The 23175-nt window shown below is 74.8% G+C and carries 1 protein-coding gene; it reads left to right on the plus strand.

Annotated elements, in window-relative coordinates; translation table 11 throughout:
* Nucleotides 1-24: 24 nt before the first annotated feature.
* On the plus strand, nucleotides 25-23175 hold the full coding sequence (locus ACTMTF_RS48060; RefSeq protein WP_441116794.1) for an SDR family NAD(P)-dependent oxidoreductase: 23151 nt from the start codon (nucleotides 25-27) through the stop codon (nucleotides 23173-23175).

Genomic DNA, 23175 nt, shown 5'->3' on the forward strand with positions numbered 1-23175 from the left:
GGCGAGGGAAATGTGGAGCACACCATGAGCGAGTCCGAGCACCTGCCGCTGGCCGTCGTCGGCATGAGCTGCCGCTACCCCGGCGGGGTCCGATCGCCGGAAGACCTGTGGCAGGTCGCCGTCACCGGGCGCGAGGTCCTGTCGTCCTTCCCGCGCGACCGCGGGTGGAGCCTCGATTCCCTGTACGACGACGACCCCGGCCACCCCGGGACCAGCTACGTCGATCGGGGCGGTTTCCTGGACGACGTCGCGGGGTTCGACCCGGACTTCTTCGGCATCTCGCCGCGCGAGGCGACCTCGATGGACCCGCAGCAGCGGCTGCTCCTCGAGGTGGCGTGGGAGGCCCTGGAACGATCGGGCCTCGACCCGCTGAGCCTGCGGGGGAGCCGGACCGGGGTCTTCGTCGGGGGCGAGCCACGTGAGTACGGCCCACGCCTGTACGAGGCGCCCGACGGCATCGAGGGGCACCTGCTCACCGGGACCACGACCAGCGTGCTGTCCGGGCGGATCGCGTACTCCCTCGGGCTGCGCGGCCCGGCCCTGACCGTCGACACCTCCGCCTCCAGCTCCCTCGTCGCCCTGCACCTGGCCGCCCAGGCACTCCGTCACGGCGAGTGCTCCCTGGCGCTGGTCGGCGGCGTGTCGGTGATGTCCACCCCGAGCAACTTCGTCGCCTTCAGCCGGCTGCGGGCCCTGGCCCCGGACGGCCGCCCCAAGGTCTTCTCCGCCGACGCCGACGGCACCGCCTGGTCCGAAGGCGTCGGCCTCGTCGTCCTCGAACGGCTGCCCGACGCCCTGCGCAACGGCCATCGCGTGCTCGCCCTCGTCCGCGGATCGGCGATCAACTCCGACGGCGACAGCGACGGCCTCACCGCCCCGAACGGCCTGGCCCAGGCGGCCGTCATCGCGCAGGCCCTGGCCGGCGCGGGCCTGACCACCGACGACGTCGACGCGGTCGAGGCCCACGGCACCGGCACCCCGCTCGGGGACCGGACCGAGGCCCGCGCGCTGGCCGCCACCTACGGCCGGGGGCGTGCCGCGCATCGCCCGCTGCTGATCGGATCGCTGAAGTCCAACATCGGCCACACCCAAGCCGCGGCCGGGGTGGCCGGGGTCATCAAGACGGTGATGGCCCTGCGGCACGGGGTGCTGCCGGCCTCGCTCAACATCGGCGAGCCCAATCCGCACGTCGACTGGCCCTCCTCCGGGCTGCGACTGCTCACCGAGGCCCAGCCGTGGCCCGACTCCGGCCGCGCCCGCCGGGCGGGGGTGTCGTCGTTCGGGATCAGCGGCACCAACGCCCACGCCATCCTTGAGGAGGCCCGACCGACCGCCCGACACACCGCCAACGGCGGTGACGTCGAGGGCAGCGACGTTGAACGCGGCGGCGTTGACGGCGGCGCTGCCTCAGGCGAGGCGGACACCCGGGCAGTGCCGTTCGTTCGTCCGGGTGGCCCGACGGCGTGGCTGATCTCGGGCCGTACGGCGACAGCCCTGAGCGGACAGGCGCAACGCCTGGCCGAATTCGTCGCGGCCGGCCCACCCGGCGACGCCGGCCTGTACTCCGGCGCCGCCACCGCCGCTGGTCCTGCCACCGACTCCGCTGCCGACGTCGGTGCCGTCACTGGTGTGGTGGGACCCGAGATCGGTGATCCGGCCGATATCGCCTGGTCGCTCGCCACGACTCGGACGGCGTTCGACCATCGGGCGGTGATCGTCGGCACCGGCTTCGAGGATTTGACGGCAGGCCTGGACGCGCTGGCCGCCGGGCGGCCGGCGGCGGCGGTGGTCGGTGGGGTCGCCGAATCTGCTGGTGAGCGTACGCGCCGGGTGGTGTTCGTCTTTCCCGGCCAGGGCTCGCAGTGGGCGGGTATGGGCCGCGATCTGGCCGTGGCGTCACCCGTGTTCGCCGCCCGGCTGGCCGAATGCGAGCGGGCGCTCGCCCCGTACCTCGACTGGAACCTGTACGACGTCCTGGCCGGCGCCGACGGCGCCCCGGGACTCGATCGTGACGACGTCGTCCAGCCGGCCCTGTTCGCGATGATGGTCTCCCTGGCCGCTGTCTGGCAGGCGGCAGGGGTCACCCCGGAGACGGTGGTCGGCCACAGTCAGGGCGAGATCGCGGCGGCGTGCGTGGCCGGCGTCCTCTCGCTTGCGGACGCGGCGAGGATCACGGCCCTGCGCAGCCGGATGGTCCGGTCCCTGGCCGGACAGGGCGGGATGTTGTCGATCGCGGAGTCGCTCGAAGCGGTCACGGCCCGGCTGGCGCCGTACCCGGATCAGGCCACGGTCGGCGTCGTCAACAGCCCGGACGCGACCGTCATCACCGGCGACCTCGGCGTGCTGCGGCAGATCGCCGCCGACTGCGAGCGGGACGGCGTCCGTACGCGGGCCGTCCCGGCCGACTACGCCTCGCACAGCCGGCAGATCGACGGCATCCGCGACGAACTCCTCGCCGCCCTCGGCGACATCAGTCCGCACCAGGGGACGACCGCGATGGTCTCTACGGTCACCGGCGAGCTCCTGGACGGCACCACGGCCGGAGCCGAGTACTGGTACGCGAATCTGCGCCGGCCGGTGCTGTTCTCGCAGGCCGTCGAGACGCTGGACCGGGCCGGGCACGACGTGTTCGTCGAGGTCTCGCCGCATCCGGTGCTGACCGGGGCGATCGGCGCCACCCTCGAACAGGCCCGGCACCAGGCCGAGGCCCGGCTCGACACCCCCGGCTCGGCGGCCGACGGCGGTTCCGGCAGCGCCCTGCTGCTGCGCCCGGCCCCGGTCGTCACCGGAACGCTGCGCCGGGACGCCGGCGGCCAGGACCGGATCCTCACCTCCCTGGCCGAGGTGCACGTCCACGGTGTCCAGGTCGACTGGCCGGCGGTGCTGCCGAGCGCACGCCGGATCGACCTGCCCACGTACGCATTCGAGCACCGGCGGTTCTGGCTCGACGCCGGAGCCACCCCCCGCGACGCCGCCGCGCCGGTGCCATCGGAGGCGGAATCCGCCGCAGGGACCGCCGCCGAGAGCGCCGCCCGGAGCGACGGCGGGAGCGCGAGCGGCGGCGGGAACGGCGCAGGGATCAGCGCAGGGAACGGCGGCGGGGCGCGGGATCGGGTTGCCGGGCTGCCGGCCGGGGAGCAGATGCGGGTCCTGCTGGAGCTGATCCAGGCCCATGCCGCCGCTGTGCTCGGGCATCCCACGCCCGAGGCGGTCCAGCCGGGCCGTACCTTCAAGGAGATCGGGCTCGACTCGCCGGCCGGGGTGGAGTTGCGCACCCGGCTGAACGCGGCCACCGGCCTGCGGCTGCCCACCTCGCTGATCTTCGACTACCCGACTCCGGCCGCCCTGACCGGGTTCGTCCGGGCCCAGCTGCTCGGCACCACCGAAGCCCCGGCGACCCCGGACATCAGGGCCACCAGCGCCACGGCCGGTGTGGTCACCGACGAGCCGATCGCGATCGTGGCCATGAGCTGCCGGCTCCCCGGCGGCGTCCACGACCCGGAGAGCCTGTGGGAGCTGCTGGTCGCCGGTGGCGACGCGATCGGGGACGTGCCCGCCGACCGAGGCTGGGACCTGGACGATCTCGGCGACCTCGCTCCGGCGCTTCGTGGCGGGTACCTGCCCGACGCCGCCGACTTCGACCCGGCCTTCTTCGGGATCAGCCCGCGCGAGGCACTGGCGATGGACCCGCAGCAGCGGCTCCTGCTGGAGACCTCCTGGGAAGCCCTGGAACGCGCCGGGATCGACGTCCAGCGGCTGCGCGGCTCGGCCACCGGCGTCTTCATCGGCGCCGCCTCCTCCGGCTACGGCGACGGCGGCCCCCCGGAGCTGGAAGGACACCTGCGGACCGGCAACGCCACCAGCGTGCTGTCCGGCCGGGTCGCCTACACCTTCGGGCTCGAAGGGCCCGCGGTGACCGTCGACACGGCCTGCTCGTCGTCCCTGGTGGCCCTGCACCTGGCCGTGCAGGCCCTGCGGGGCGGGGAATGCGCGCTGGCCCTCGCCGGTGGGGTGACCGTGCACGCCACCCCGTCCTGGCTGACCTGGTTCACCCGGCAGCAGGGGCTGGCCTCGGACGGCCGGTGCAAGGCGTTCTCAGCGGCCGCCGACGGCATGGGCATGGCCGAGGGCGCCGGCGTCGTCCTGCTGGAACGCCTGTCCGACGCCCGCCGGAACGGGCACCGGGTGCTGGCCGTGGTGGCCGGCAGCGCCGTCAACCAGGACGGCGCCTCCAACGGCCTGACCGCCCCCAACGGACCGGCCCAGCAACGCGTCATCCGGGCCGCCCTGGCCGGCGCCGGGCTCAGCGCGGACGACGTCGACGCGGTCGAGGCGCACGGGACCGGCACCATGCTCGGCGACCCGATCGAGGCCCAGGCCCTGCTGGCCACCTACGGGCAGGACCGGGACGCCGACCGGCCGCTGTGGCTGGGCACGGTGAAGTCGAACATCGGGCACACCCAGTGGGCGGCCGGCGCGGCCGGGATCATCAAAATGGTCCTGGCCCTGCGGAACGGCCTGCTGCCCCGCACCCTGCACGCCGACGCGCCGTCCCCGCACGTGGACTGGTCGTCCGGAACGGTGCGACTGCTGACCGAGCCGGAGACCTGGCCGGACCGGGGACGGCCGCGACGGGCCGGGGTGTCGGCGTTCGGGATCAGCGGCACCAACGCGCACGTCATCCTGGAGCAGGCGCCCGACGACACCGCCGGCGGAGACGTACCGCATGGGCGGTTGCCGGCGGTGCCGTGGATGCTGTCCGCGCGTGACGAGCCGGGCCTCGCCGCGCAGGCGCGGCGGTTGCGGGAGTACGTGCTGGCCCGGCCCGAGCTGGACCCGGTCGACGTCGGCTGGTCGCTGGCGACGACCCGGACCCGCCTGCCCCTGCGGGCCGTCGTGGTGGGCGCGGACCGCGATGAGCTGCTGTCCGGGCTGGCCGAGATGGCGGCAGGGCCGTCCGATGGGCCGGTGGGCCAGGTCGGGTTCGTGTTCACCGGGCAGGGCGCGCAGCGGGCCGGGATGGGCCGGCAGCTGTGCGCGGCCTACCCGGTGTTCGCCGCCGCGTTCGACGCGGTCTGCGCCGGTCTGGAGAAGCACCTGGATCAGCCGGGACCGTCGCTGAAGGAGGTCATCGGCGGCGCCGGTCGCCTCGATGACACGGTGTGGGCGCAGGCGGGGCTGTTCGCGGTCGAGGTGGCTCTCTTCCGGTTGCTGGAGTCGTGGGGTGTGACGCCGGCGGCGGTGGCCGGGCATTCGATCGGTGAGCTCGCGGCCGCCCACGTGGCCGGGGTGTGGTCGCTGGACGACGCGTGCGCCGTCGTGGCGGCTCGCGGCCGGCTGATGCAGGCCCTGCCTCCGGGTGGGGCGATGCTCTCGGTCCAGGCGGGGGAGGACGACGTCCGTACGGTTCTGGCCGGGGTCGAGGGCGTGGGGATCGCGGCGGTGAACGGGCCGGAGGCCGTGGTGGTCTCCGGGCCGGAGGCGGCGGTTTCGGCGCTGGAGGACGTATTCGCCGCTCGTGGGGTGCGGGTGCGGCGGTTGCGGGTGTCGCACGCGTTCCATTCGTCGCTGATGGAGCCGATGCTGGCCGACTTCGCCGCCGTGGCGGCGTCGGTGTCCTGCTCGGCGCCGCGCATCCCGCTGGTGTCGACGCTCACCGGGCGGCCGGTGACGGACGAGCTGCTGGATCCGGGGTACTGGGTGCGGCAGGTGCGTGAGCCGGTCCGGTTCGCCGACGCCGTCACCGCATTGCGGGAGAGCGGCGTGCGCACGTTCGTGGAGATCGGCCCCGACGCCGTGCTGACCGCCCTCGGCTCGGCGACCGGCGACTCCTTGGACGAGAACGCCGGTGAGGCGTGGATTCCCACGCTGCGACGGGACCGCGACGAGGCGCACACCCTCGTGTCGGCGGTGGGCCGGCTCAGCGCCCGTGGCGGCGTCGTGGACTGGTCGCGGTTCTACGCCGGCGCCGGAGCCCGGCAGGTGGACCTGCCCACGTACGCATTCTCCCGCCAGCGGTACTGGCTGACGCCGCCGGTCAGCGGACGGCCCCGGGACATCGGGCTGACGGCGTCCGGGCATCCGCTGCTCGGCACCGTGGTCGAGCTGCCCGCCAGCGGCGGGCTGGTGCTCACCGGGCGGCTGTCCCTGGCCGCTCAGCCGTGGCTGGCCGACCACGTCGTCGCCGGCCAGGTCGTCGTCCCCGGAGCCGCCCTGGTCGAGATGGCCGTCCGGGCCGGCGACGAGACCGGCACTCCCCGGCTGGCCGAGCTGGTCATCCAGGTCCCGATGGTGCTGCCCGCCCGGTACGGGATCCAGGTCCGCATCACCGTCGGCGAGCCCGACGAGCACGGCGACCGGACCCTGACCATCCACTCCCGGCCCGAGCAAGGTGACCGGGACGCCACCCACTCCCAGAGTGAGCGGGGTGATTGGGACGTCATTCATGACCGGCCTGAGGGTGGCGGCCGGGATGCCATCTCCTCCAGGCCCGAGCAGGGGACCGGCCCCTGGACCTGCCACGCCACCGGTGTCCTGGCCTCGGTTGAGGATCCCGTAGCGCATGCCGACGTCGAGGCGGCCGCCGCGCTGCTCGCCTGGCCGCCGTCCGGGGCGGTCGTCGAGGACCTGACCGGCCTTTACGCGGATCTGGCCCGTGCCGGGCTGCCCTACGGCCCCGCGTTCCAGGGGGTGCGCCGCGCGTGGCGGCGCGGCGAGGAGGTCTTCGTCGAGGTCGGGCTCGGTGAGGGTACGGACGTCGCCGGATTCGGCCTGCACCCGGTCCTGCTCGATGCCGCCCTGCACCTGATCGCCGCAGCCGGCGGTGACGGAGAATCCGGACCGCTGCTGCCGTTCGCCTGGACCGACGCCGTCGTCCACGCCACCGGCGCATCCACCGCCAGGGTCCGGATCGCGCCCTTGAGCAGCGGCGACGGTGTGTCGCTGATCCTGGCCGACGAGAGCGGCGGCCTGATCGCCACCGTCGGATCCCTGATCCTGCGCCCTCTTCCGGCGCCGGGCACGGTCGCCGGGGAAGCCCTGTTCGAGCTGAACTGGGTCCCCGCCGAGACGACGACCGCCGAGACGACGACCGCCGTTCCCGCGCCGAGCGGCTGGGCCGTGCTGGGCTCCGATCGCCGAGTCGCCCCACCCGAGGCGACCGCCTATGACGACGTGGCGGCGCTGCTGGCCGCGATCGCCGCCGGCGCGCCCGTCCCCGAGGCCGTGCTCTTCCGTCCTCAAGATCCTTCCAGTGACGTCCCCGGCGCCGGCGGGCAGGGAGGTGCCCGCACGAGCTGCCGTGATCAGGCATCCGACGTGGCCGCACGCGCGCGGGACACGACCCTGTACGCCCTGGCGGTGGTCCAGGAATTCCTGCTCGCCGACCAGCTGAGCGCGTCCCGGTTGGTGGTGCTGACCGAGCGGGCCGTGGACGCCGGAGCCGTCGACGTCGACGTCACCGCCGCCGGTGTGTGGGGCCTGATCCGGGTGGCCCAGTCCGAGCACCCCGACCGCGTCGTCCTGGTCGACCTGGACGCTGCCGGGACCACGGAATCCCTGGCCGAGGCCATGGCCTCGGGCGAACCGCAGATCGCCGTACGGGCTGGTCGGCTTCTGGCACCCCGCCTGGCCCGCGTCAGTCCCGGCCTGCCACTCCCGACGGACGGCAGGCAGACCGACGGCCGCCTCCAGGACGAGGACGGCCGCCCGCAGGATCGCCGCCCGCAGGATGGTCGCCCGCAGGGCGGTCGGGTGCAGGGTGGGTGGCGGCTGGAATGTGCTGAGCGCGGCACGGTGGAGAACGTCGGCCTGGCGGCCACCGAGTCCGGCAGCCGGACGTTGGCCGCCACCGAGGTCCGGGTCGGCCTGCGGGCCGCTGGGGTGAACTTCCGCGATGTGCTGAACGTCCTCGGCATGTACCCCGGCGACCCGGGCCAGCTCGGCCTGGAGGGTGCCGGGGTCGTCCTGGAGGTGGGCCAGGACGTCACCGGCCTGCGCCCCGGCGACCTCGTGATGGGCCTGTTCTCAGGGGCCTTCGGCCCGCTGGCGGTCACGGACGCCCGCCTGCTGGCCCCGGTCCCGGCCGGGTGGACGCTGGCCGAGGCAGCCGCCGCGCCGGTCGTCTACCTCACCGCCTGGCACGCTCTGGTCACCCTGGCGGGGCTGCGAGCGGGTGAGTCGGTGCTGATCCACGCCGCCGCCGGTGGCGTCGGCTCGGCCGCCGTGCAGGTGGCACGGCATCTGGGCGCGGAGGTGTTCGGCACCGCCAGCCCGTCCAAGTGGGATCTGTTACGCGCAGAAGGCCTGGACGACGCCCATCTGGCCTCGTCGCGCACGGTCGACTTCGAGACCCGTTTCCGGGCCGGGCTCGACGTCGTCCTGGACTCCCTGGCGGGGGAGTTCGTCGACGCGTCGTTGCGCCTGGCCGCCGGTCCCGGTGGCAGGTTCATCGAGATCGGCAAGGCCGACATCCGGGACGCCGAGCAGGTGGCCCGCGACCATCGAGGTCTGGTCTATCAGGCGTTCGACCTGCTGGAGCTCGATCCGGAGCAGATCGCGCGGATGTTCACCGCCCTGTCCGGCCTGTTCACCCGGCAGGCGCTCCGGCCGCTGCCGGTGACCTGCTGGGACGTCCGCCGCGCGCCGGAGGCGTTCCGGCACCTGAGCCAGGCCCGCAACGTGGGCAAGGTCGTCCTGACCATGCCCGCGCCCGTCGCCGAACCTCGGGGAACCACACTGGTGACCGGCGTTTCGGGCGCTCTGGGCGGTCTGATCGCCCGGCATCTCGCCGCCCGCGAGACCGCCGGGAACCTGCTCCTGCTGTCCCGACGCGGCCCGGACGCACCCGGCATGGGCGCCCTGGCCGCCGATCTGGCCACGCTCGGCACGGGGGTACGGTTGGTCGCCGCCGACGTGGCCGACCATGACCAGCTGGCCGCCGTCCTCGCGGCCGTGCCCGCCGATTCCCCGCTGCGCGCGGTCGTGCACGCCGCCGGAGTGCTCGACGACGGCGTCATCCAGGCCCTGACCCCCTCCCGCGTCGACGCCGTGCTGCGGCCCAAGGTCGACGGCGCCTGGAACCTGCACCGCCTCACCCAGCACCTCGACCTGGACCGGTTCGTGCTCTTCTCCTCGGTCGCCGGGCTCTGGGGCAACCCCGGGCAGGCCGCGTACGCCGCCGCGAACACCTTCCTGGACGCGCTCGCCGGCCACCGTCGGCGGGCCGGACTGCCGGCGACGTCCTTGGCCTGGGGCCCCTGGCAGGTCGGCGAGACACCGACCGGGGGCATGGCCGCGGCCCTCACCGAGGCGGACTGGCGGCGGATGGCCCGTCAGGGCCTGGCCCCGCACACCGGCGCCGACGGGCTCAGCCTGCTGGACGCCGTCGCCACCCTCGGGCAGGCCCTGCTCGTGCCGGCCCGTCTGGACCTGCGCCCCGGCGCCACCCACCCCGCACTGCTGTCCGATCTGACCGCGCCCATCACCGCGGGGCGCACCCACCCCGCGCTCCTGTCCGGTCCGCCGCCCTCCACAGCCGCAGGACGTACGCGCCGCGCCGTCGGTTCGGCACCGGCGGACGGCCAGGGCGGACTCACCGAGCGGCTGGCCGCGCTGCCCGAGGCCGATCGCGACGAGGCCGTGCACGACCTGGTCCGAGCGCAGGTCGCGCTGGTCCTGGGCATGTCCGGCCCCGCGGCGGTGGAGGCCACCCGGTCCTTCCGGGAGCTCGGGATCGACTCACTGACGGCGGTCGAACTGCGCAACCGGCTGAACGCGGTCACCGCCCTCCGGCTGCCCGCCGGCGTCGTGTTCGACCATCCGACGCCGGCCCTGCTGGCGGGTTTCCTGGGTACGACCCTGCTGGGGACGTCCTCCGGCCCGGCCTCGACGAGCGTGACGGCGACCCGGTCCCGGGCGGAGCAGCCGGACGGCGACGAGTTCGTGATCGTCGGCATCGGCTGCCGGTTCCCGGGCGGGATCGGGTCCGCCGGGGAGTTCTGGGACCTGGTCTCCGCCGGCACGGACGCGGTCTCGCCGTTCCCCCGGGATCGCGGCCCGCTCTGGGAAGGCGTCTTCGACCAGGAGCCGCACACGCCCGAAGGGGCCTTCCTCTACGACGCCGGGGATTTCGACGCGCAGTTCTTCGGGATCTCGCCGCGTGAGGCGCTGGCGATGGATCCGCAGCAGCGGTTGCTGCTGGAGACCTCCTGGGAGGCCCTGGAGGACGCCGGCATCGACCCGCTCTCGCTGCACGGCAGTCAGACAGGCGTGTTCGCCGGGCTGATCTATCACGACTACGGCGCGGGCGCGGCGATGCCCGACGAGGTCCAGGGGTACCTGAGCACGGGCGGCTCCGGCGGGGTCGCGTCCGGACGGGTGGCGTACGCCCTGGGGCTTGAAGGCCCTGCGGTGACCGTCGACACGGCCTGCTCGTCGTCCCTGGTGGCGCTGCACCTCGCCGTTCAGGCGCTGCGGTCGGGGGAGTGCACGCTGGCGCTGGCCGGCGGCGTCACCGTGATGGCGACGCCGGGCACGTTCCTCGAGTTCGCCCGGCAGCGCGGCCTGGCCGCCGACGGCCGGTGCAAGGCGTACGCGGGGTCCGCCGACGGCACCGGCTGGGGCGAGGGCGTCGGGATCCTGGTCGTCGAGCGGCTCTCCGACGCCTGCCGCAACGGCCACCGGGTCCTCGCCGTGGTGGCCGGGACCGCGGTGAACCAGGACGGCGCCTCCAACGGCCTGACCGCCCCCAACGGGCCGTCGCAGCAGCGGGTGATCCGCACCGCCCTGGAGAACGCCGGCCTGCGACCGGAGGACGTCGACGTGATCGAGGGCCACGGGACGGGCACCCGGCTGGGCGACCCGATCGAGGCCGAGGCGTTGATCGCCACCTACGGCCAGGGCCGCGACGCCGGCCGGCCGGTGCTGTTGGGCTCGGTGAAGTCGAACATCGGTCACACGCAGGCGGCGGCCGGGGTGGCCGGGGTCATCAAGATGGTGCAGGCGATGGCCCACGGCGTGGTCCCGGCGACCCTGCACGTGGACGAGCCGTCGGCGCACGTGGACTGGGCCGCCGGTTCGGTCCGGCTGGTGACCGAGACGACGGCCTGGCCGGAGACGGACCGGCCGCGCCGGGCGGGCGTGTCGTCGTTCGGTTTCTCCGGTACGAACGCGCACGTCATCCTGGAGCAGGCCCCCGAAACTTCTCAGAACATCCTTGAGCAGGCCCCCGAAACCCCCCGGAGCCGGCGCGGCACCGAGCGCGACACTGAGCGCGACACCGGCGCGCTGCCGGTGGTGCCGTGGCTGATCTCGGCCCGGAGCACCGACGGGCTGGCCGCCCAGGCGGGCCGGTTGCGGGAGTTCGTCCTGGGTCGTCCGGAGCTGGAGCCGGCCGATGTCGGCTGGTCGCTGGCGACGGCGCGGGCGGGTCTGCCCGAGCGGGCGGTCGTGCTGGGCGCGGATCGGGACGAACTGCTGTCCCGGCTGGCCGAACTGGCGGCGGCGCCGGCCGGTCAGCCGCCGTCGGGTGTGGTGACCGGTACCGCCGGATCGGTGGGCAAGGTCGGTTTCGTGTTCACCGGTCAGGGCGCGCAGCGGCTCGGCATGGGGCAGCGGCTGTACACGGCGTATCCGGTGTTCGCGCAGGCGTTCGACGCGGTCTGCGCGGGGCTGGAGGAGCACCTGGACCAGTCCGTGCGAGCGGTCGTGCACGGTGCCGACCCCGAGGTGTTGGACCAGACGATGTGGGCGCAGGCGGGGCTGTTCGCGGTCGAGGTGGCCCTGTTCCGGCTGCTGGAGTCCTGGGGGGTGACCCCGGCGATGGTGGCCGGGCACTCGATCGGTGAGCTCGCCGCCGCGCATGTGGCCGGGGTCTGGTCGCTGGCCGACGCGTGCGGGGTGGTGGCGGCCCGGGGCCGGTTGATGCAGGCGCTGCCCGCCGGCGGGGCGATGCTCTCGGTCCGGGCGAGTGAGGTCGAGGTCGGCCGGGTGCTGGCCGGGGTCGAGGGCGTGGAGATCGCGGCGGTGAACGGGCCGGAGGCCGTGGTGGTCTCCGGTCCGGCTGCGGCGGTCGCGGCGGCGGAGGACGCGTTCTCGGCGCGCGGGGTGCGGTTGCGGCGGTTGCGGGTGTCGCACGCGTTCCATTCGTCGCTGATGGAGCCGATGCTGGCCGGGTTCGCCGCCGTGACGGCGTCGGTGTCGTACGCGCCGCCTCGGATCCCGATCGTGTCGACGCTGACCGGCCGGCCGGTCACCGACGAGGTGCTGGATCCGGCGTACTGGGTGCGCCAGGTGCGCGAGCCGGTCCGGTTCGCCGACGCCGTCACCGCGCTGCGGGACAGTGGCGTGCGGACGTTCGTGGAGATCGGCCCCGACGCGGTGCTCGCCGCGCTGGGCTCGCGGACGGCGGACGGCGACGCCTGGATCCCGGTGCTGCGCCGCGACCGGGACGAGGCGTTCACCCTGGCGTCGGCGCTGGCCGGGATCCAGGTTCGCGGGGGAACGGTGGACTGGCCGCGGTACTACGCCGGGATCGGCGCCCGGCGGGTGGACCTGCCCACTTACGCCTTCACCCGGCAGCGGTACTGGCTGGACGCCACCACCGGCACGGCGGACCCGGCCGGTCTCGGCCAGTCCGGGGCCGCTCACCCGCTGCTCGGCGCGCGCGTCACCATGGCCACGGGCGGCCTGATGCTGACCGGCCGGCTGTCGGCGCGGTCCCAGCCGTGGCTGGGCGACCACGTGGTGGCCGGCCGGATCGTCGTCCCCGGCGCCGCCCTGGTCGAGATGGCCGTCCGGGCGGGGGACGAGACAGGCCAGACCCGGCTCGCCGAGCTGGTGATCGAGAAGCCGCTGATCCTGCCCGCCGACGGCGGCACCCGGATCCAGGTCACCCTGGAGGCGGCCGACGAGACCGGGCGCAGCGCCGTGAGCATCTACTCCCAGCCGGAGAAGCCCGCCGCACTGACCGGTCCAGATCCGTGGACCCGGCACGCCATCGGCGTCCTGGCCACCGCCGAAGAGCACTCGCCGGCCGGCGTCGGCCTGACCCAGGGGCCGCCGGACGGCACCGGCCTGACCCGGTGGCCGTCGGACGGCACCGGCCTGACCCGGTGGCCGTCGGACGGCGCCGGGCCGGCGCAGTGGCCGCCGGCCGGGGCGATCGAGCAGGATCTGCACGATCTGTACCCGGCACTGGCCCGTTCGGGTCTCAGCTACGGGCCGGCGTTCCGCGCGGTCCGCAAGGGCTGGCGGCGCGGCGCGGAGATCTTCGCCGAGGTGGCGCTCGCCGAGGGAACGGCCGTCGCCGGGTTCGGTATCCACCCGGCCCTTCTGGACGCCTGCCTGCATCTCATTGGACTGCAGGACGACACCGAAGGCGGCCCGCTGCTCCCGTTCGCCTGGACCGACGTCGTCGTCCACGCCACCCACGCCGACACGGTCCGGGTCCGGCTGGCCCCGGCCGAGGAAGGTGACGGGCACTCCGTCACCCTGGCCGACCAGACCGGTGAGCTGGTCGCCTCGATCCGATCCCTCGTCCTGCGGGCTCTTCCGGCCGGCGGATTCGGCGACGACGCGGCGTCCGACGCGGAGGCGCTGTTCGAGGTCACCTGGATCCCGGCTCGCCTCGACCCCGGCTCCGCAGCCGCCTCCCGTCCCGACCTGACCCGCTGGGCCGTTCTGGACGGCGATCTCGTACTGGATCTGCCCGGCGCGGCCCGTTACGCCGACCTGGCCGAACTGGCGGCGGCGGTGGCGGCCGGCGCCACGACCCCCGAGGTCGTCGTACTACCCACCACCGCGCACGACCCGCTGAGCCCGGACACGGCGACCACCACGCGCACGCTGGGCGCGGTTCAGGATCGGGCGACCGCCGCCCGTACGCTGGACGCCGCCCAAGACCGGGCGACCGCCGCCCGTACGCTCGGCTCGGTTCAGGATCGGGCGGGCACGGCGACCACCGCGCGGAGGCTCGCCGCCGCCACGCTCGGCGTGGTCCAGGACTGGCTGGCGGCCGACAGTTTGTCCGGAGCGCGGCTGCTGGTCGTCACCCGGCGGGCCGTGGACGCCGGCCCCGGCGTGGTGCCGGACCCGGCCTCGGCCACGGTCCAGGGGCTGCTCCGCGTGGCGGCGGCGGAGAACCCGGGCCGTTTCGTCCTGGCCGACATCGACGAAGGGACCGGTGTCGGATCGCTCCTGGCCGCCGGGACGCGGATCGGCGAGCCGGAGTTCGCCGTCCGGCAGGGAGAGATCCGGCTGCCCCGCCTCGGCCGCCCGGCCGAGGCGCTGCCGGTGCCCGCGAACGCCGACGCCTGGCGGCTCGACTTCACCGAGCGCGGCACCCTGGAGAACCTGGTCCTCGCCCCGGCCGGCGAGCGGCCACCGGTCGGGCCGGGCCAGGTACGCGTGGGACTGCGCGCCGCAGGGGTGAACTTCCGGGACGTCCTCAACGTCCTGGGCATGTACCCGGGCGAAGCCGGCCGGCTGGGCCTCGAAGGCGCCGGCATCGTCCTGGAGACCGGTCCTGGCGTGACCGGCCTGAACCCCGGGGACCCCGTGATGGGCCTGTTCACCGATGCCTTCGGCCCGATGGCCGTCACGGACGCGCGGTTGCTGGCCCCGGTCCCGGCGGGCTGGACCCTGACCGAGGCGGCCGCCGCCCCGGTGGTCTTCCTCACCGCGTACTACGCCCTCGTGGACCTGGCCGGGCTGGACGACGGCGAGAGCGTCCTGATCCACGCCGCCGCCGGTGGCGTCGGCATCGCCGCCGTCCAGCTGGCCCAGCACCTGGGCGCCGAGGTGTACGGCACCGCGAGCCCGTCGAAATGGCCGGTGCTGCGGGAGCTCGGCCTGCCGGAGACGCACGTGGCCTCGTCCCGGACGCTGGACTTCGAGGATGCCTTCCGGGCCGCGACCGGCGGCGCGGGGGTCGACGTGGTCCTGGACTCGCTGGCCGGGCCCTTCGTCGACGCCTCGGCCCGGCTGGCGGCCGGCCCCGGTGGCCGGTTCGTCGAGATGGGCAAGACCGATGTGCGCGACCCGGAGCGGATCGCCGCCGATCACGACGGCCTCGCGTACCAGGCCTTCGACCTGTTCGACACCGGTCCGGACCGGATCGCGGAGATGTTCGCGGCCCTGTCGAAGCTGTTCGCGCGCGGCGTGCTGAGGCCGCTGCCGGTGACCTGCTGGGACGTCCGCCGGGCACCGGAGGCGTTCCGGTACCTGAGCCAGGCCCGCAACGTGGGCAAGATCGTCCTGACCATCCCCGCGCCCACCGGCCCGGCCGGGACGGTGTTGATCACCGGCGCGTCGGGGGCGCTCGGCGGACTGGTCGCCCGGCACCTCGCCGCCCGCCCGGCCACCGCGAACCTGCTGCTGCTGTCCCGCCGTGGACCGCAGGCCCCCGGCGTGGCGGCGCTGGCCGCCGAGCTGGCCGGGCAGGGAGCCGCGGTCCAGGTACGGGCCGGTGACGTCGCCGACCGGGACCAGCTGGCCGCGATCCTCGCCGCGGTCCCGGAGCCGGCGCCGTTGCGCGGGGTGGTGCACGCGGCCGGGCTCCTGGACGACGGCGTGATCGGCTCGCTGACCCCGGAGCGGGTGGCCGCGGTGCTGCGGCCCAAGGTGGACGGCGCCTGGCAGCTGCACGAGCTGACCCGGCACCTGGACCTGGACCTGTTCGTGCTGTTCTCCTCGATCGCCGGGATCTGGGGCAACCCCGGCCAGGGCAACTACGCGGCGGGGAACACCTTCCTGGACGCGCTGGCCGCCCGCCGCCGGGCCCAGGGCCTGCCCGCGGTCTCCCTCGCCTGGGGGCCATGGCAGCAGGGGGACGGGATGACCGCCGCCCTGGGCCAGGCCGACTGGAAGCGGCTCAGCCGTTCCGGGGCGCTGCCGCTGACCGGGAGCGAGGGCCTCGCCCTGCTGGACGCCGCCGCCGCGACCGGCAGGTCCATGCTCGTCCCGGCCCGCCTCGACCCGGCCGCGCTGGAGGCGGCCGGCGACGTCGCGCCGCTGCTGTCGGCGGTGATCCGCCGCGCCTCCCGGCGCAAGGCCGGCGCGGTCCGCCACGACACCGGGAACGCGCTGGCCGGGCGGCTGGTGGCGATGCCGGAGACCGAGCAGGAGACGGTGCTGCTGGACCTCATCCACGCGCAGGCCGCCCTGGTCCTGGGCCTGCCCGGAGCGGAGTCGATCACCGCGAGAGACACGTTCAAGGAGCTCGGCGTCGACTCGCTGACCGCGCTGGAGCTGCGCAACCGGCTCAACACCGCCACCGGGCTGCGGCTGCCCGCCACGCTGCTCTTCGACTATCCGACGCCGGTCGCGCTGGCCGGGCACATCCGGGCCGAGCTCGTCGGCCGTGACGCCGTCGTGCCGCAGGCCCCCTCCAGGGTCGTCCAGGACGAGGACGATCTGGTGATCGTGGGCATGGGCTGCCGGTTCCCCGGCGGGGTGGGCTCCGCCGCGGAGTTCTGGCGGCTCCTGGCCGACGGCACCGACACGGTGGGCGGCTTCCCGCAGGACCGGGGACCGCAGTGGACGAGCGTGGTCGACCGGGACCCGGGCGCCACCGGGAAGAGTTACGCGTCCGAAGGGGCCTTCCTCTACGACGCCGGGGATTTCGACGCGCGGTTCTTCGGGATCTCGCCGCGTGAGGCGCTGGCGATGGATCCGCAGCAGCGGTTGCTGCTGGAGACCTCCTGGGAGGCGCTGGAGGACGCCGGGATCGACCCGCTCTCGCTGTACGGCAGTCAGACCGGCGTGTTCGCCGGGCTGATCTATCACGACTACGGAGTCGGCGGCGGGACGCCCGGCGAGGTCGAGGGGTACGTCAGCACCGGGACCTCCGGGGGCGTGGCCTCGGGCCGGGTGGCGTACGCGCTCGGCCTGGAAGGGCCCGCGGTGACGATCGACACGGCCTGCTCGTCGTCCCTGGTGGCGCTGCACCTGGCCGCGCAGGCGCTGCGGTCGGGGGAGTGCACGCTGGCGCTGGCCGGCGGCGTGACCGTGATGGCGACCCCGGGCACCTTCGTGGAGTTCTCCCGGCAACGCGGCCTGGCCGCCGACGGCCGCTGCAAGGCCTACGCCGACGCGGCCGACGGCACCGGCTGGGGTGAAGGGGTCGGCGTCCTGGTCCTGGAGCGGCTCTCGGACGCCCGCCGCAACGGGCACCGCGTCCTGGCCGTGGTCCGGGGCAGCGCGATGAACCAGGACGGCGCCTCCAACGGCCTGACCGCCCCCAACGGGCCCTCGCAGCAACGGGTCATCAGGGCGGCGCTGGCCAACGCCGGGCTGCGGCCGGGTGACGTCGACGTCGTCGAGGGACACGGGACCGGTACCCGGCTGGGCGACCCGATCGAGGCACAGGCGCTGCTGGCCACGTACGGACAGGACCGGGACGCCGGCAGCCCGGTGCTCCTGGGCTCGGTCAAGTCGAACATCGGTCACACCCAGGCGGCGGCCGGGGTGGCCGGGATCATCAAGATGGTCCAGGCGATGGCGTACGGCGTCGTACCGGCGACCCTGCACGTGGACGCGCCCTCCTCGCACGTCGACTGGGCGACGGGCGCGGTGCGGCTCGTCACCGAGGCGACGGCCTGGCCGCAGACGGACCGGCCGCGCCGGGCGGGCGTGTCGTCGTTCGGTTTCTCCGGTACGAACGCGCACGTCATCCTGGAGCAGGCCCCCGACGAGCCGGTCGCCGTGGGCGGCGTGCCCGCCACCGATGACGGCCTGGACGCCGGCCGCCGCGGACTGCCCGTCGTGCCCTGGGTCGTCTCGGCCCGCAGCCGAGCCGGCCTGGCCGCCCAGGCCGCCCGGCTGGCCGCATTCGTCTCGCCCGCGCCGGACGCCCGCTCCCAGGCCGGTGACGCCGTTGACATCGGCTGGTCGCTGGTGACGACCCGGCCGGCGCTGCCGCACCGGGCCGTCGTCGTCGGCAGCGGCCCGGAGGACCTTCGGGCCGCCCTGACCGGCCTCGCCGAGTCACTCTCGGAAGAGACGTCGCTGCCGCCCGGTGTGGTGACGGGGACCGACGGCAGCGTCGGCAAGGTCGCGTTCGTCTTCACCGGCCAGGGTGCGCAGCGGGCCGGCATGGGGCAGGGCCTGTACGCGGCCTACCCGGTGTTCGCGAACGCCTTCGACGCCGTCGTCGCCGGCCTGGAGGAGCACCTGGACCAGCCGGATCACTCGCTCAGAGACATCATCCAGGGCGGCGCCGACCCCGATGCGCTGGATCAGACGGTGTGGGCGCAGGCGGGGTTGTTCGCGGTCGAGGTAGCGTTGTTCCGGCTGCTGGAGTCCTGGGGGGTGACCCCGGCGGTGGTGGCCGGGCACTCGATCGGTGAGCTGGCCGCCGCGCACGTGGCCGGCGTCTGGTCCCTGCCCGACGCGTGCGCGGTGGTGGCCGCCCGTGGCCGCCTGATGCAGGCGCTGCCCGCCGGCGGCGCGATGCTCGCCGTGTCGGCCACCGAGGACGACGTGCTGGCCGACCTGTCCGGATTCGCGGACGTCGGGATCGCCGCCGTCAACGGCCCGGAGGCGGTCGTCGTGTCGGGACCGGAGGCCGCCGTCAGCGCGCTCGCCGAGCGGTGGACGGCCGAGGGGCGCAGGGTGCGGCGCCTGCGGGTGTCGCACGCGTTCCACTCGGCCCTGATGACGCCCATGCTGGCCGGCTTCGCGGAGGTGACGCGGTCCGTCTCGTACGCGGCGCCGCGCATCCCGCTGGTGTCCACCCTCACCGGCGCGGCGGTGACCGGCGAGGTCCTCGACCCGGAGTACTGGGTGCGGCAGGTACGCGAGCCGGTCCGGTTCGCGTACGCCGTCACCACGTTGCGGCGGACCGGGGTCCGGACCTTCGTCGAGATCGGCCCGGACGGCGTCCTGTCCGCCCTCGCCTCACAGTCGGCGGCAGAGCCTGAGACGGTCAGCGCGATCGGCGGATCCCCCCTGCGCGATGCCGAGGCGGCGGCCGGCGGGTCTCTCCTGCGTGATGCCGAGGCGGCGGCCGGCGGATCTCCCCTGCGTGATGCCGAAGTGGCCGTCGGCGGATCCGGGCCGGCCGACGCCGAGGTGTGGGTTCCGGCGCTGCGCCGTACCCGGGACGAGGCCCTGAGCGTGGTCTCCGCCGTCAGCCTGATCCACGTCCGTGGCGGTGCCGTCGACTGGGCCCGGATCTACGCCGGCAGCGGGGCCGAACGGGTGAGCCTGCCGACCTACGCGTTCACCCGGCAGACCTACTGGCTCAACCCCGCAAGCCCCGGGATCGACGCCGCCGGGCGGGGCTTCGAGTCCTCGGACCACCCGCTGCTGGGCGCCGCCCTGGATCTGTCCACCGGCGGCGGTCTGGTCATGACCGGGCGGCTGTCGCCGAGCTCCCAGCCGTGGCTGGCCGACCACGTCGTGGCCGGCCAGGTGGTGGTGCCCGGCGCGGCGCTGGTCGAGATGGCGGTACGGGCCGGCGACGAGGCCGGATGCGCCCGGATCGGCGAGCTCGTCGTCCAGCGGCCCTTGGTGCTCTCCGGTCCTGACGCGGTCCGGATCCAGGTCACGGTGACCGAGCCCGGACCGGACGGCGACCGGGAGATCACGATCCATTCCCGCCGCGAGGACGATCCCGGAGCCTGGACGGCGCACGCCACCGGCGTGCTGGCCGCCGGGCAGGAAAGAACAGCGACCGACGCCGCCGGAATGAGCGCATGGCCGCCGGTGGACGCGGTCGCGCAGGACCTGGCCGGCTTCTACCCGGCCCTGGCCGCCACCGGACTGGCCTACGGGCCGCGTTTCCAGGGAGTCCGGGCGGCCTGGCGTCGCGGCGACGAGATCTTCGCCGACGTCGCCCTCGGCGACGACCTGTCGGTGGCGGGCTTCGGCCTGCACCCGGTCCTGCTCGACGCTGCCCTGCATCTGATGGGTACGGCGTTCCCGGCGGACGATCGGGCGGCCCCGATGCTCCCGTTCGCCTGGACCGACGTCGACGTGCACTCCACCGGCGCCACCGTGGCGCGGGTGCGGCTGGCCCCCGCGAGTTCGGGCGAGGGCATGTCCGTGACCATGGCCGACGAGACCGGCGAGCTCATCGCCTCGATCGGCTCGCTGGTCCTGCGCGCCCTTCCGGCCGGTGAGACGCGACTGGCGGAGGAGGCGCTGTTCGAGCTGGACTGGATCCCGGCCCGGCCGGTGAATCCCGCGCCGGAAGCCGACGTGAGCGGCTGGGCGGTCCTCGGCACCGCCCTGGACCTCCCCGGAGTGCCTCGGTACCCGGACATCGAGACATTGGCGGCGGACCGTGCCGCATCCCCGCACACCGTGATCGTGCCCTGCGCTCTCGGCGGCGATGGCGGCGATGGCGGCGATGGAGACGGTGCGAACGGTGGGGACGCCGGTCTCGCCGGGGTGGTCCGGGCGACGACGGTGGACGTCCTCGCCGTGGTGCGCGCGTGGCTGGCCGAGGACGACCTGGCCGGCTCGCGCCTGGTGCTGCTCACCCGGCAGGCGGTCGACGCCGGAGCGACGGCGGTCGACCTCGCCGGGGCCGGTGTCTGGGGGCTGGGCCGGGTCGCCGCCGCCGAGAACCCCGACCGGATCGTCCTGGTGGACCTCGACGCGGGGGCCGACGTGGTGGAAGCGCTCACGGCGGCGCTCGCCGCCGACGAGGCCCAGGTCGCCGTCCGATCCGGTCAGGTGCTGGTGCCACGGCTCGCCCGCGCGACCACCGGCCTGTCGATCCCGGCCGGCGACGGGCGGACGACGGGCACGGGTACGGGCACGGAAATCGGCGCGGGGACGGGCGCGGGCTGGCGGCTGGAGTGCACCGGCCGGGGCACGCTGGAGAACCTGGCTCTGGTCCCGGCCGACGACGGAACCCGTGTGCTGGGCGCCGGCGAGGTCCGGGTCGGCCTGCGGGCGGCCGGGGTGAACTTCCGCGACGTGCTCAACGTGCTGGGGATGTACCCGGGCGAGGCGGGTCTGCTGGGCCTCGAAGGCGCCGGTGTCGTGGTCGAGGTGGGCGCCGACGTGCACGGCCTGCGGCCCGGCGACCGGGTGATGGGCCTGTTCTCGGGCGCTTTCGGCCCGGTGGCGGTCACGGACGCCCGGCTGCTCGCGCCGGTCCCGGCCGGCTGGTCGATGGCCGAGGCCGCCGCGGCGCCGGTCGTGTACCTGACCGCCTGGTACGCGCTGGTGGTGCTGGCCGGACTGCGCTGGGGTGAGTCGGTGCTGATCCACGCCGCCGCCGGCGGGGTCGGCATCGCCGCCGTGCAGGTGGCCCGCCACCTGGGCGCGGACGTGTTCGGGACGGCGAGCCCGGCGAAATGGCCGGTGCTGCGCGGGCTGGGGCTGGCCGAGTCCCGGGTGGCGTCGTCCCGGACGGTGGAGTTCGAGGCCGCGTTCCGGGCCGCGACCGGCGGCTCCGGGATCGACGTGGTGCTCGATTCGCTGGCCGGTGAGTTCGTCGACGCCTCCCTGCGGCTGGCCGCCGGGCCGGGCGGCCGGTTCGTGGAGATGGGCAAGACGGACATCCGTGACCCGCAGCGGGTCGCCGCCGATCACGACGGGCTGTCGTACCAGGCCTTCGATCTGCTCGACTGTGACCCGGAGCTGATCGCGGGCATGTTCGCGGCCCTGTCGGACCTGTTCGCGCAGGGGACTCTGCGGCCGTTGCCGGTGGCATCGTGGGATGTGCGGCGGGCGCCGGAGGCGTTCCGCTACCTGAGCCAGGCCCGCAACGTCGGCAAGGTCGTGCTCACGATCCCGGCGGCGGCCCGGGGCGGGACCGTACTGGTGACGGGCGCGTCGGGTGCGCTGGGCGGTCTGGTGGCCCGGCATCTCGCCGCGGCCGGGAACACCGAGTGCCTCGTGCTGCTGTCCCGCCGGGGGCCGGTCGCTCCCGGCGCGGCGCGGCTGGTGGCCGAGCTCGCCGGATCGGGCGTCCGGGTTCAGGTCGTCGCCGGTGACGCCGCGGACCGGGCCGGGCTGGCGGCGGTGCTCGCGGCCATCGGTGAGCAGGCGCCGTTGCGCGGGGTGGTGCACGCGGCCGGGGTCCTGGACGACGGCGTGATCGGCTCGCTGACCCCGGACCAGGTCGAGTCGGTCATGCGGCCGAAGGTGGACGGCGCCTGGAACCTGCACGAGCTCACCACGGATCTGGACCTGTTCGTCCTGTTCTCCTCCATCGCCGGGATCTGGGGCAATTCGGGGCAGGGCAACTACGCCGCGGCCAACACCGTGCTCGACGCCCTGGCCGCGAAGCGCCGGCGCGCCGGGCTGGCGGCCACCTCGCTGGCCTGGGGACCGTGGGAGCTCGACCCGGCCGTCACCGGCACGACCGGTGGCACGACAGGTGGCACGACCGGCACGACCGGCACGACCGGAGGCATGGCCGGGACGCTGTCGGACGCCGATCGGCGCCGCCTCGCCGGTCAGGGCTTCGTGCCGCTGACCGCCGCCGACGGACTGGCCCTGCTGGACCTGGCGACCGGTTCGGCGGGCCAGGCTCCGGGCGCGGGACGGGCGCTGCTGGTTCCGGCCCGCCTCGACCGGGCCGCCCTGCGCGACCACGGCGGCGCCGGACTACCGCCGATCGTCGCCGGACTGGTCGCCAAACCGGCGTCCGGCACGATGCGGCGGGCGGTGGGGACGGGCGCGAGCGGCCGGAACGACGTCGCCGCGCGACTGACCGCCCTCGAACCGGACGACCGCGAGAAGGCGATCCGGGATCTCATCCTCGAACAGGCGGCCCTCGTCCTCGGACTGCCCGGGGCCGAGGCCGTCGAGATCAGCCAGTCGTTCCGCGAGCTCGGCTTCGACTCGCTGACCGCGGTCGAACTGCGCAACCGGCTCGGCACGGCGACCGGGCTGCGGCTCGGCGCGGCCGCTGTCTTCGACCACCCCACCCCCGACGCGCTGACCGCCCACATCAGCCGCCTGCTGGGCGGATCCGTCACCGGGGAGAACAGCGTCCTGCAGGCATTCTCCGGGCTTGAAAAGGTGGAATCAGCCCTTTCCCGGATTCTTCAGGACGACGCCGCCCGAACCCGGGTGACGGCACGGGTCCAGGAACTGCTCGCCGCGCTGCGCATGGCCGAGAGCGCCGAGGAGATCGAGGTCGCCGATCGGATCGAGGCGGCCGGTGACGACGACATCTTCGATTTCATCGACAAAGAGCTTGGAATTTAG

Origin of the sequence: Nonomuraea sp. ZG12 (assembly GCF_052068115.1) — a bacterium.
In the GTDB taxonomy this organism is placed as follows: Bacteria; Actinomycetota; Actinomycetes; order Streptosporangiales; family Streptosporangiaceae; genus Nonomuraea.